13 protein-coding genes and 1 tRNA gene are annotated in these 12,221 nt (G+C 69.5%); 9 read left to right on the forward strand and 5 right to left on the reverse strand.

Going from position 1 to position 12,221, the window contains the following annotated elements; genetic code table 11:
- Positions 1-12: 12 nt before the first annotated feature.
- The 4 genes from IE224_RS06110 to IE224_RS06125 form a co-directional block, all read right to left on the reverse strand.
- Positions 13-88: transfer RNA gene (locus IE224_RS06110), tRNA-Thr, on the reverse strand.
- Between the two features lie 88 nt (positions 89-176).
- The gene (locus IE224_RS06115; protein WP_191308789.1) at positions 177-1,970 is read right to left on the reverse strand and encodes a heme biosynthesis HemY N-terminal domain-containing protein; all 1,794 of its coding nucleotides are present in this window, start codon (positions 1,968-1,970) and stop codon (positions 177-179) included.
- Between the two features lie 10 nt (positions 1,971-1,980).
- The gene (locus IE224_RS06120) at positions 1,981-3,417 is read right to left on the reverse strand and encodes a COG4223 family protein (RefSeq protein ID WP_191308791.1); all 1,437 of its coding nucleotides are present in this window, start codon (positions 3,415-3,417) and stop codon (positions 1,981-1,983) included.
- A gap of 89 nt (positions 3,418-3,506) precedes the next feature.
- A complete protein-coding gene (locus IE224_RS06125; RefSeq protein ID WP_191308793.1) occupies positions 3,507-4,169 on the reverse strand; it encodes a uroporphyrinogen-III synthase in 663 nt (220 codons plus the stop codon).
- Positions 4,170-4,235: 66 nt separating this feature from the next.
- On the opposite strand from IE224_RS06125, the gene tsaD reads away from it, so the two are divergent.
- From tsaD to truA, 9 genes are all read left to right on the forward strand, one after another.
- Positions 4,236-5,306 carry a tRNA (adenosine(37)-N6)-threonylcarbamoyltransferase complex transferase subunit TsaD gene (tsaD, locus tag IE224_RS06130; protein WP_191308795.1) on the forward strand — a complete coding sequence of 357 codons (1,071 nt, stop codon included), beginning with the start codon at positions 4,236-4,238 and terminating at the stop codon, positions 5,304-5,306.
- Positions 5,303-6,244: an NAD(P)H-dependent glycerol-3-phosphate dehydrogenase gene (locus tag IE224_RS06135; RefSeq protein ID WP_191308797.1), complete on the forward strand. Its 942-nt coding sequence runs from the start codon at positions 5,303-5,305 to the stop codon at positions 6,242-6,244. Before tsaD ends, IE224_RS06135 begins: the two co-directional genes overlap by 4 nt.
- Positions 6,241-6,516, forward strand: coding sequence for a YciI family protein (locus IE224_RS06140; protein ID WP_191308799.1), 276 nt, complete (start codon positions 6,241-6,243; stop codon positions 6,514-6,516). Before IE224_RS06135 ends, IE224_RS06140 begins: the two co-directional genes overlap by 4 nt.
- The gene (locus tag IE224_RS06145; protein ID WP_167623487.1) at positions 6,516-6,929 is read left to right on the forward strand and encodes an EVE domain-containing protein; all 414 of its coding nucleotides are present in this window, start codon (positions 6,516-6,518) and stop codon (positions 6,927-6,929) included. The genes IE224_RS06140 and IE224_RS06145 overlap by 1 nt, the downstream gene beginning before the upstream one ends.
- Positions 6,930-7,068: 139 nt before the next feature.
- A complete protein-coding gene (locus tag IE224_RS06150) occupies positions 7,069-7,320 on the forward strand; it encodes a DUF4170 domain-containing protein (protein ID WP_191308800.1) in 252 nt (83 codons plus the stop codon).
- A gap of 24 nt (positions 7,321-7,344) precedes the next feature.
- On the forward strand, positions 7,345-8,508 hold the full coding sequence (locus IE224_RS06155) for a 3-deoxy-D-manno-octulosonic acid transferase (RefSeq protein WP_167622836.1): 1,164 nt from the start codon (positions 7,345-7,347) through the stop codon (positions 8,506-8,508).
- On the forward strand, positions 8,505-9,491 hold the full coding sequence (lpxK, locus tag IE224_RS06160) for a tetraacyldisaccharide 4'-kinase (protein ID WP_191308802.1): 987 nt from the start codon (positions 8,505-8,507) through the stop codon (positions 9,489-9,491). The genes IE224_RS06155 and lpxK overlap by 4 nt, the downstream gene beginning before the upstream one ends.
- Before the next feature lie 158 nt (positions 9,492-9,649).
- Complete coding sequence (locus IE224_RS06165) at positions 9,650-10,615, forward strand: 5-bromo-4-chloroindolyl phosphate hydrolysis family protein (RefSeq protein ID WP_191308804.1); 966 nt, start codon at positions 9,650-9,652, stop codon at positions 10,613-10,615.
- Between the two features lie 3 nt (positions 10,616-10,618).
- Positions 10,619-11,398, forward strand: coding sequence for a tRNA pseudouridine(38-40) synthase TruA (gene truA, locus IE224_RS06170; protein WP_191308805.1), 780 nt, complete (start codon positions 10,619-10,621; stop codon positions 11,396-11,398).
- On the opposite strand, the gene IE224_RS06175 is transcribed toward truA, so the two are convergent.
- Positions 11,395-12,138: a sugar transferase gene (locus IE224_RS06175; protein ID WP_229849265.1), complete on the reverse strand. Its 744-nt coding sequence runs from the start codon at positions 12,136-12,138 to the stop codon at positions 11,395-11,397. The genes truA and IE224_RS06175 overlap by 4 nt on opposite strands.
- Positions 12,139-12,221: the final 83 nt, after the last annotated feature.

The raw sequence follows: 12,221 nt of genomic DNA on the forward strand, positions 1-12,221 counted from the left end.
TCTGATCCAACCTGGTGCCGGTGAAGGGACTCGAACCCCCGACCCCATCATTACGAATGACGTGCTCTACCAGCTGAGCTACACCGGCATCTGGTTGTGCCGCGCCGGATAGCAGCTTCCGCGCGGGGGGAAAAGGGGGCGCGGCATTTTTTCTGCGCGCGCCCGCATCAGGGGCTTCAGGGCCTGGTCTTGCCCTCGGTCCAGTCGGCATCCTCGGGCGGCAGCACGTCGGGGCGAACCAGCACGGGCTCGGGCGTCTCGGCCCTGTCGAAGGGCCGTTCCGGGGCGGGTTTGGCCGGGGCGGGACGTTCCGACGCAGGCTTGACCGGTTCCGGTTCCTCGATCGCCATGTGCTTTACCTCGACCTTGACCGGCGCGGGGCTGGCCTCGGGCGTGGTGATGGTGCTGACCGGCTCGATCGTCACATAGTCGCTTTCGCGCGGCACCATGCCCGGCGCCACATGCGCGACCTCGCGCAGGCGCGTCTTTGGCGTGGTCGGCTTGGGCTGCGCGGCAGGGGGCGGCGTCACGTCGGAAGCCGGTGCGGGATCGGCCATCTCGGGCTGGGCCGCGGGGGCTTGCTGCTTGGGCGCACCGACCAGAAGCGGCAGCATTTCCGCACCAGGGGTGGCGGATGCGGCGGTAGACCGGGTTTCCGGTTCCCGCCAGGTCAGCGTGTCGAAACCGCCGCAACTGTCGCAGGTGGGCGACCAGGCGGCCATCACGTTGTGGCACTTGTCGCAAACCCATTGCGGCCCGCGCGACGCCGTCAGTGCCCGCGTCAGATATCCGCGCACGACGCTGTCGTCGGCCCCCTCGCCCCGCTCGATCGCGGCCATGATCGACAGGGTCCGCACGGTCGGATGCTTTTCCGCCAGATCGCCAAGGGCGCGGCGGGCGCCGGGAAAATCCTCGGCCGTCAGCAGCAGTTCGGCCCGCAGCAGGCGCGATTCCTCGTGGTCGGGGTTCTTGCCGATCAGCCTTTCGAACCGCGTCAGGCGGGCCGAGGACGATTCGTCCGGCACGATTTCGGCATAGGTTGCCGCCACATCGGGATGGGGCCGCACCGACCAGGTCTTTTCCAAGACGCGCGAAGCGTTGCGATAATCCTTTTGCGCGATATAGCTGCGCGCCGCCAGCACCGCCGCCGGGATCAGGTCGGGCGAGGCCTTGTTGGCCGAGATCGCCGCCTCGCGGGCGCTGATGGAATTGCCGTGGGCCAGAACCTCGCTGGCTTCCTGCAGGGCCAGGACGGCGTCGCGGCGCAGATGCACGTCCTTGGGCAGGTCGCCTTGCCGGCGCTTGTCCTTCAGCAACTGCCGCGCGCCCTTCCAGTCATGCTCGCGCATTTCCAGATCCAGCAGCGTGTCCTGCAACTCGCGATGCTTGGGCTTCAGCGCATAGGCCTTTTGCGCCAGCAGAAGCGCGGTCGCGGTGTCGCCCTCGTCGATCTTCTGGCGCATCAGCCCGCGGATGCCGACAAAGCGGGTGCGGTCGTCCTCTAGCAGGGTGCGATACACCGCACCCGCCCGCGCCCTGTCGCCCGCCACCTCGGCGGCCTGCGCGGACAGGAGGTTGGTGATATGCGGCATGTTCAAGTATTTCTCGGCCTTGGCGGCCTTGTCCTGCGCCAGCTTGCCTTCGCCCGACGCGACGGCCAGCATTCCCTCGCCCAGGGCGGCATAGCCCTTGCGTTCGCGGGACCGGGCGAAATAGCGGTCGATGGCGGTCTCGTCACCGGCGATGAAGCGGATGAAGGCCAGGAACAGGCCCAGGGCCTTGAAGACCAGCCAGGCCAGGACCATCAGGATCAGCAGGGCGACCACGGCCTTGACGGGCGTCAGCGCGTATTCGGTTCCGGCGTATTCGATGCGCAGCATCTGGCCGGTTTCCGAAAGCTGCACCGCGCCAAGGGCAATGACCAGGACGACCGCGAAAAAGAACAGGATTTTCAACAAGGACAGCAGCATTGCCCGGACCTCAGTTTGAAGGGGCGGACAGGTCGGACAAGGCCGCCTGAGCATCGCGATAGGCCGTGGCCCCGGCCAGCCAGTCGGCCATGGCGGGGGCGGCTTTGGCTTCTTCCGGCAGGGCCTCGATTTCCGTCAGGGCGTCGGCGATCCGGCCTTCCTCGACCGCGCCGTCCGCCCGCGACAGGATCGCATCGGGATCGGACCCTTCGCGCGCCTCGACCGAACGCGCGCCGGTCTGGGCGCGCAGGAAGTTCGTCAAAAGGTTGCCATTGCCTGCCGCGCTGTCCTGGCGCAGCGACGTGCGCAGGGCTGCCCGCGCGGCTTCGGGGAAATCGGCCTGGAGGCTGTCAAGGCTGGGAACCTCGCGCGTCAGTGCCTCGGGCGCCTGAAGCCCGGCGCCTTCCAGCGTCTGGCGGGCCTCGTCGGGGTTAACGCCCTGGTCCAGCGCCGATTGCAGCGCCGCGACGGCCGCCACGGCCTCGGCCCGGCGGGTGCTTTCGGCGGCGGCTTCCTGCAACTGCTGGGCCTCGGCCTGCGCTGCGTTGATCTGGGCCTGGGCGGCCTGGGCGGCGGTCTGGATCTGCTGTTCCAATGCCCCGGCCTGGTCGGCCAGCGTCTGGATGCGCGCAGCCATGTCGGGATCGATCTGCGGGCGGGCGGCCAATTCCTCGACCCGCGCGGCCTGCTGTTCGACCTGCTGGCGCAGGGCGGCCAGATCTTCTTGGGACGGACCGGCGGGGGCGGGCTGCTGGGCCCCCTGCTCGGCCTGCGCGGCCAACTCGGCGCGCAGGGCGTCGATCTGCTCGGCGGTCGCGCTTTGGGCAGCGGCGACGGCATCGCTGCGAATCGCGGCAACATCCACCTCGGGGGCTGCTGCGGGCGCCGCTGCGGGCGCGGGCTGTTCCGGCAGCCAGCCCGCGGGAAGGTTCGGCAGCGCCCAGATCGTCGCGGCCGAACCCAGGCCCGCCGCCACCACGCCGCCGAGGACCACGGGCCAGAAGCCGGTCTTCTGCACCGTCACCTTCTGGGCGGGCGCCGAGGACGGGGCAGATCCCGACGACGTGGACGCCATCGAAGAAGCCGATCCCGACGAAGCCGAACCCGATGACGGAACCGAAGTCGGCTTCTCGCTTGCCGGGCCTGGATTGGCATCAGCCTTTGTCCCGGCGATCTTTGCCTTTTCGACCTTGGCATCCGCCGGAACCTGATCCTGCGCCGGCTTCCGCTCGGCGGCGGGACTCTGCCCGGTCTTGTCGCCCAGCAATGTCGAATCGATGGACTTGATCTCGCCCCCAAGGGCCGCAGCCTTCTTGCCGTCACCCGACCCGATATCGGTCGCGCTGATCACGGCGGGCGCGGCGGCGTCCTTTTTCGGCATCAGGGGCGTGTCGTCCTGCGGGGTTGCGGATGTGCTGGTGTTCTTGGTCTTGTCTGGCTTTTTCACGTTTGGTCCCCGTCTCGCGGCGGCAGGGTGGCCGCGCCTTGGCCTGCAGCCTAATCAGGCAAGGGCCGCTTCTCAACCCGCCCTGCGCATCATTGTTCCGCCAGCGGCAGGCGGCGGATGGCCGCAGCCATTGCCTCGATGTCGGGCGTTGCGGCGACCGCCTGTTCTGCGAAGGGGCCGTCCCAGGCCGCTCGCGCCGCCTCGCTGATCGCCACGATCGTCATGGGCGACCGCGCGGCCCTTGCCGCTGCCGCGACCAGCCGGGCGCTGCGAGGCGAGAACAGCGGAACGACCATGGGGTTTGCGCCCGCCAGCAGGCCCTGTGCCTCGGCCGTCAGGGGCTGGGCTTGCTGGTCATAGACGACCACGCCCGGCACCGGCAGGATCTTCGCCAGATGCCGGCCATGCGGATGGACCAGCGGCACGGGCGTAGCCTTGATCAGCGGCAGCAGGCTTTCGGCAAATCCATTGCCTTCCCGAACCGCGAACCCCGCCTGCCGCGCCACCGATCCCGTATGCCCGCCCACGCAGATCGCGAGCCGTCCCCGCCCCGGCCCGGCAGAGGCCACCGCATGGGCCGAGGTGAAGACCAGCCCCGGCGCCTCCCGCAGCAGGGCCGCGTCGTGTTCCACCGCCACGATCCGCAGGATGGGCGATATCACGGCCTGCCATTCGGGCAGCAGCGCGGCAAAGCGCTGCGAATCCGCCGGGGGACGGGTCAGCAGCAGGACGGGCCGCGGGTCGGGGGACATTGGCAAATCTCGGCTCGGGTGCTAGGGCCTTCAGGCGTAAGCGCCATTCCCCCGCCCGGCAAGAGCATGGACGACACCCAGATTTTCCTTGGCATCGAGAGCAGTTGCGACGACACCGCCGCCGCGCTTGTGACGGGCGGCCGGCGGATCCTGGCCTCGGTGGTCCAGGGCCAGACGGCGCTTCATGCCGATTTCGGCGGTGTGGTGCCGGAAATTGCCGCCCGCGCCCATGCGGAACGGCTGGATCTGGTCGTCGAACAGGCGCTGTCGCAGGCGGGGGTCGCGCTGCGCGATGTCACGGCGGTCGCGGTCACGGCGGGGCCGGGCCTGATCGGCGGGGTCATGGCGGGCGTGATGTGCGCCAAGGGCATCGCCGCCGGGGCGGGCCTGCCGCTGATCGGGGTGAATCACCTGGCGGGCCACGCGCTGACGCCGCGCCTGACCGACGGAATCGGCTTTCCCTATCTGATGCTGCTGGTGTCCGGTGGGCATTGCCAGTTCCTGCGCGTTGACGGGCCGCAGGATTTCACCCGCCTCGGCGGCACCATCGACGACGCCCCGGGCGAGGCTTTCGACAAGCTGGCCAAGCTTCTGGCCCTGCCCCAGCCCGGCGGCCCCTCGGTCGAGGCCGAGGCCGCCAATGGCGATCCCGACCGCTTTGCCCTGCCCCGCCCGCTTCTGGACCGGCCGGGCTGCGACATGTCCTTCTCGGGCCTGAAGACCGCTGCCCTGCGCCTGCGCGACCAGTTGATCGCGGATCAGGGCGGGCTGCGGCAAGGCGACCGTGCCGATCTTTGCGCCGCCTTCCAGGGGGCCGTGGCCGAAGTCCTGGCCGAGAAATCCCGCCGCGCCCTGGCCGCAAGCCCCGCCCCCGTCCTGGCCGTGGCGGGCGGGGTCGCCGCCAACCGAACGATCCGCGCGGCTCTGGAACGGGTGGCCCGGGACGCAGGCGCGCGCTTCCTGGCCCCACCCCTGGCGCTGTGCACCGACAACGGCGCGATGATCGCATGGGCGGGGGCGGAACGCTTTGCCATGGGCCAGTGCGATGGCATGGACCTGGCCGCCCGGCCCCGCTGGCCGCTGGACCGCAGCGCCGCGCCGATGCTGGGCGGCGGCAAGAAGGGGGCCAAGGCATGAGCATCGCGATCCTGGGCGCGGGCGCCTTCGGCACCGCGCTGGCGGTGGCGCTGTCCGCGAATGGCCCAGTGACGCTTTGGGCGCGGGACACAAGCTGGGGCCGCGACAATCCCCGACTGCCCGGCGTGACGCTGCCCCAAGGGGTGCACGTCACCGACGACCTGCCCGCTGCGACAGCTGCCGACACGCTGTTGCTGGCCCTGCCCGCACAAGCCTTGGGCGGCTTTCTGGCTGACCATGGGGCGCTGCTGGACAGCAAGCACCTGGTCAGCACCGCCAAAGGCATCGACCTGTCCCGGCTGACCGGGCCGTCCACGCTGCTTACACAGGCTTGCCCCCGCGCCACCGTCGCCGTCCTCACCGGCCCCTCCTTCGCCGCCGATATCGCCCGCGGCCTGCCCACCGCCCTGACCCTGGCCTGCGCCGACGCAGAGGCAGGCCGCGCGCTGCAGCACGACCTCTCCACCCCCGTCCTGCGGCTATACCGGACCACCGACGTGACGGGCGCGGAACTGGGCGGCGCGCTGAAGAACGTCATCGCCATCGCGGCAGGCGTCGTCATCGGGGCGGGCCTGGGCGACAGCGCCCGCGCCGCCATCATCACCCGTGGCTTTGCCGAGATGACCCGCCTTTCCGCCCGCCTGGGCGCACGCCCGGAAACCCTTACCGGACTTTCGGGTCTGGGCGACCTGACCCTGACCTGCACGTCCCAGCAGTCGCGCAACTTCCGCTATGGCCAGGCGCTTGGCGCCCGGCAGCCCTTCGACGCCGCCACGACCGTGGAAGGCGCAGCCACCGCCCGCGCCGTCGCGGCCCTGGCCGGCAAGATCGGCTGCGACATGCCCATCGCCGCCATGGTCGCCCGCCTGGCCGAGGGCCGCATGACCGTGGACGACGCGGCCCAGCACCTGATGACTCGACCCCTGAAGGAGGAATGATGCCCCTGTTCGCCCTGATCTGCCGCGACAAGCCTGGCGCCCTTGAAACCCGCATGGCCAACCGTGAGGCTCACCTTGCCTATGTGCGCGACACAGGCGTGGTCCTGTTCGGCGGCCCGATGCTGACCGAGGGCGAGATGCGCGGCTCGCTTCTGGTGCTGGAAGCCGACAGCCTGGATGCCGCCCGGGCATGGGCCGCCCGCGACCCCTACGCCTTGGCGGGCTTGTTCGAATCGGTCGAGATCACCGAATGGAAGAAGGTCGTCGGCTGATGGCATACTGGCTGTTCAAGTCCGAACCGGACGTCTTCAGCTGGGACGACCTTGTCGCGCGCGGCGAACGGGGCGAGGAATGGGACGGAGTCCGCAATTATCAGGCCCGCAACTTCATGCGCGCGATGAAGCTGGGCGACCGGGGCCTGTTCTACCATTCCAACATCGGCAAAGAGGCCGTGGGCATCGTCGAGGTCATCGCCGAGGCCCATCCCGACAGCAAAGCCGACGATCCGAAATGGGAATGCGTCGACATCAAGGCGGTAAAACCCCTGCCCAAGGCCATCTCGCTGGACCAGGCCAAGCAGGAACCGGCGCTGAAGGACATGGTGCTGGTCAACAACTCGCGCCTGTCCGTGCAACCGGTGACCGACGCGGAATGGGACGCGATCATGCGCCTTTCCGGGGTCTAGGGGGCGGCTTCCTCATTGCCCAGACAATCAACCGACCCCGCAGCTTTGCGCGCCGCCGCGGGGCCGTGCAGGCTTCGCGGCTTTCGCTTGCCGCGCTGCCGCGCTAGGGTCCGCGCGCAAGTCAATCAGGGGAAACACCATGAGCCAACGCCTGCATCTTGTCTTCGGCGGCGAACTGACCGACCCGCAGGGCACCCAGTTCCGCAACACCGACAACATCCACATCGTCGGCATCTTCCCGAACTACCAGGCCGCCTATGACGCCTGGAAGGCCGAGGCCCAGCGGACCGTGGACAGCGCCCATACCCGCTATTTCATCGCCCACCTGCACCGCCTGCGGGACGAGGAAGCCGCCGCCGGCCCGACCGAGGAACTGCAGGTCAAGGGCTGACGGCCGGGCCGGGGCAGGCGGAACATGGCCTGGGCGGGAACCGGGATCGGACGGCTGGGCCTGTGGTGGCAGGCGCGCCGGGCGGGCGTGCCGGATGGCGCGGCCCCGCCCGATATTCCGCCGGGCGGCGGCCCGCTGCTGCTGGTCCAGGTTTCCCCCGATGCCCGCGCGGCCTTTGCCCAGGTGCAGCGCCGCCTGATGCGCAAGAGGCCCGACCTGCGGATCCTCGATGCGGGCGATCCCGGCCCCGCTGTGGCCGAGGCGCTGATGGGGGCGGATCCCGCCGCACTGCTGCTTCTGGGTTCGGACCTGCCCCCGGCGCTGATCCTGGCCGCCGCCCGCCGCAGCCTGCCGATCATCCTGGCCGAGGCCCGCTTTGCCCCTGAGGATACCGGCTGGACCCTGCGTGCAAGCGCCAGGCGCGAACTGGTGCGCCAGATCCGCGCGATCCTGGTCACCGATCCGGCCAGCCAGGCCATCGCCCTGCGCATGGGCGCGGACCGCAGGCGCGTCACCATGACCGGTCCCGTCGCCGAAATCCGCGACCCCCTGCCCTGTTCCGAAGCCGAGCGCAGCGTGATGGCCCAGCTTCTGCGCGGTCGCCATGCATGGCTTGCGGCCTCGGTGCCGCCTGACGAGGAAGAGGCCGTGCTGACGGCCCATCTGGCGGCCCTTGCCCAGTCCCACCGTGCCCTGCTGTTCCTGGCCCCTCGCGATCCCGACCGCATCGACCCCCTGGCCCATGTCATCGAGGCCAGCGGCCTGATCGTCGCCCGCCGTTCTCTGGACGAGGATCCGACCGAGGACGTGCAGGTCATGCTGACGGACGGCCCGACCGAGATGGGACTGTGGTATCGTCTGGCCCCCGTTACCTATCTGGGCGGCACCCTGGGGGGCGATGATGCCGCCGCGCGACATCCCTTCGAACCCGCGGCCCTGGGATCGGCCATCGTCCACGGCCCCCATACCGCCCGCTTTGCGACCGAGTGGCAGCAGCTTGGCGGCGCGGGCGCGGCGCGGCAGGTATCAGGCGCCGAGGAACTGGCCAATGCCATCGCGGAACTGTCCCAGCCGGACCTGATCGCGACACTTGCCAGCAACGCCTGGACCGTCAGCACCGGCGGGGCCGACGTGACTATGCGCATCTGCGCCCCCGTTCTGGACGCCATTGCAAAGGCCACGACATGAAACGCGCCCCCGCTTTCTGGTATCAGCGCCCGCCCACCCTCCGCGCGCGCCTGCTGTCGCCCCTGGGCGCGGCCTATGCCCGGGCGACCGCCCGGCGGCTGGCGCAGGGGACGCGGGCGCGGATCGGCCTGCCGGTGATCTGCGTGGGCAACCTGAACGCGGGCGGCACCGGCAAGACCCCCACGGTGATCCACCTGCAGCAGACGCTTCTGGCGCGGGGCATTGCGGCGCATGTCGTATCGCGCGGCTATGGCGGCAGCGCGACCGGGCCTCTGCGGGTCGAGGAATCGCGCCACGATGCCGCCCTGACCGGGGACGAGCCGCTGCTGATGGCGGCTTTCGGTCCCGTCTGGGTCGCCAAGGACCGGCTGGCGGGCGCGCGGGCAGCCGTGGCGGATGGCGCGCAGGCGATCATCCTGGACGACGGCTTCCAGGATCCGTCGCTGGAACATGACCTGTCGCTGGTCGTGGTCGATGCGGCCAAGGGCTTCGGCAACGGGTTCTGCATCCCTGCCGGGCCGCTGCGAGAGCCTGTGGCCATCGGCCTTGCCCGCGCGGACCTTCTGCTGTCCATTGGTCCGGCGGATGCGCAGGCTCGTTTCACCACCCCGCCCGACGCCCCGCCACATCTGCGCGGAGAGCTCCGCCCCCTCCAGATGGGCATGGACTGGCAGGGCCACCGCGTCCTGGCCTTCGCGGGCATCGGCCATCCGGAGAAATTCTTTGCGACCCTGGCCGCGCTTGGCGCCGATCTGGTGCGGGGCGAGGCCTTGGAGGATCACCAGCCCTTCACGCCCGCGCTGCTGACCCGGCTGGAAACGGAATCGCGGCTGACGGGGGCGCAGCTTGTCACCACTGAAAAGGACGCGGCCCGCCTGCCGCGATCCTTCCGGTCCAAGGTCATGACCCTGCCGGTGCGGTTGTCGATCGCGGACCCGGCGCCGCTGGATGCGGCGTTGGACCGCCTGTTTCCGCGGGCCTGATCTTTGCAATCGGGCGCGCAATCCCGATATAGGGCTGGCAGGGCCGTTCCGGCCCAAAGGGGAAAGCACGGGCATGTCGCAAAAGGCCATCCAAAGGCTCAGCTTCTATCTGCTGATTCTGGTGACGCTTTATGCCTCGTTCGGGGCGGGGTAAGGGCATGTCGAAACGCTTTGGCGGGCGCTATTCGCCCGGTCTGGGTCCGCAGGACGACAACCGCAACCCGGCGCCGACGCCGCAGATCCGCCACCGGCTGGCGGGTCGCCCGAAATACGTGACCTTCGCCGCGCTCCCCTTCCTGTTCGGCGCCTTCTTTCAGGATCCGACCGGAATGGCGGGCAGCCTGGCCGCCTTCGGCGTCATCGCCAGTGCCATGTGGATGACCGGCGAGGGGCTGGCCGCCGAGGCCGCCTATCAGGTCCGCCGCGTCGCCCGCCGCCCCGCCATCCCGCGCAAGCTGTTCGGCAGCGTGATGACGGGCCTGGGCCTGGGCCTGGGTGCCGCAGGGCCAGAAAACCTGGCCGGCGCGGGCGTGATCGGGGCGACTGGCATGGTGCTGCACTGGCTGGCTTTCGGGGCCGATCCGATGCGCGACAAGGGCATTCAGGCCGGCGGCGACTTCCAGCAGGACCGCGCCCAGAAGATGATCGACGAGGCCCAGACCAGCCTTGCCCAGATGCAGGACGCGATCCGGTCCCTGGGCGACCGCTGGCTGGAAGCGCGCGTGGACCGTTTTGCCGCCACGGTAGAGGCGCTGTTCGACCGGGTGCGCAGCAATCCGGGCGACCTGTCCGCGGCGCGGCGCTACCTGGGCGTCTACCTGACCGGCGCGCGCGATGCGACGATCAAGTTCGCGGATCTTTACCGCCAGACCCGCGACCCGTCGGTGCGAACGTCTTATGAAACCTTCCTTGATGACCTGGAAAAAGATTTCAGCGCCAAGTCCCGGCGTCTTCTGGAAGGCGACAGGACCGATCTGGACATCGAGATCTCGGTCCTGCGCGAACGCCTCGCGCGCGAGGGGGTCCGCGCATCCGAACCCCTGCCGCTGGAGCCGCCCCGGACCGAAACCGCGCGCTTCATCGATGAACTGCTGACGCCCGAACGGGACAAGGCGCGTCGCTGATCCATGCCGCGCTTTGCGTTGAAGATCGAATATGACGGCCGTCCCTTTGCCGGATGGCAGGCCCAGGCCGACCAGCCCTCGGTCCAGGGCGCGGTGGAATCCGCGCTTGGCAAGCTGGACGCAGGCTTTGCGACGGGCGCCCGGATCGCGGCGGCGGGACGGACCGACGCGGGCGTTCATGCCACGGCCCAGGTCGCCCATGCCAATCTGCACCGCGATTGGGATCCCTTCCGCCTGGCCGAGGCGCTGAACTTTCACCTCAAGCCCGCGCCCGTGGCCGTGCTGGCCGCCGCGCGGGTGCCGGACGACTTTCACGCCCGCTTTTCAGCCACCGAGCGGCGCTACCTGTTCCGCCTGCAAGCCCGCCGCGCGCCGGCGACCCACGATCGCGGGCTGGTCTGGCAGGTGCTGCACCCGCTGGATGCGGCGGCGATGCGGGAAGGCGCGGCCCATCTGCTGGGGCTGCATGACTTCACGACCTTCCGGTCCTCGATCTGCCAGGCGGCAAGCCCGGTGAAGACGCTGGACGAGATCCGCATCGACGAGGTCGAGATTCCGCATGGCCGCGAATACCGCTTTCACCTGCGGGCGCGGTCCTTCCTGCACAACCAGGTCCGGTCGATCGTCGGCACGCTGGAACGCGTGGGCGCGGGATCATGGCCGCCCGCCCGGGTGGCCGAGGTGCTGCAGGCCCGCGACCGCGCGGCCTGCGGACCGGTCTGCCCGCCGCACGGGCTTTACCTGTGCGGCGTGGGCTATCCGCAGGATCCGTTCGCGGACTAGGTCCGGCCCCGCCGCCGCGGGCGTTCGTCACGGTATCCGAACACGATCTTCAGCGTGTTCCACATGATCCACAGATCCAGCCGGATGTCGCGGTGGCGCTGATAGATCAGGTCGATCTTCAGCTTCGCGGGCAGGCAGCGGCGGTAATAGGCCATCTCGGTCGCCTCGGCGCTTGTGCAGCGGGCAAGGATGCGATCCTCGTGGCGGTGATAGATCAGGGTCGCCAGCCCGGTCACGCCCGGCCGGCTTTTTAGGACCTGCGAATAGACGGCGGGGAAACGTTCCACATATTCGCGCAGGGGCGGACGCGGACCCACAAAGCTCATGTCGCCGCGCAGGATGTTGAAAAGCTGCGGCAGCTCGTCCAGGCGGCTGCGGCGCAGGAACCGGCCCAAGGGCGTGATGCGCCAATGCTTGTGCGCTCCGGTTGCCCCCGAATCCTTGTCCTCGCCGATCATGGTGCGGAACTTCAGCTGGGTGAAGGGCTGACCCGGCGCCCGCATCCGTTCCGCGAAATAGAGGATCGGCCGGCCCTGCTGGATCAGAAGAAGGACCGCGACGATGCCCATGACGACCGACAGCGGAATCAGCAGGACAAGGGCAAGTGTCAGGTCGAACAATCGCTTGCGTCGGGGCGCCGGGTTCGCTGCCGAACCCTGCGCATCGCCTGCAAACCATGCCATCTTTGGCATGGCGACGCGTGCCGATCCGGTCCTGTCCCAGTCATGGTGGATCGTCACGATGCCTGCCCTGCAACAATTCGTTCATCAAGCCGGGTAGCACAAGGGCGGATGCAGGGAAACCGGGCAGGCGCGATTCCGGC

The organism is Paracoccus aerius, from assembly GCF_014656455.1.
GTDB lineage: Bacteria > Pseudomonadota > Alphaproteobacteria > Rhodobacterales > Rhodobacteraceae > Paracoccus > Paracoccus aerius.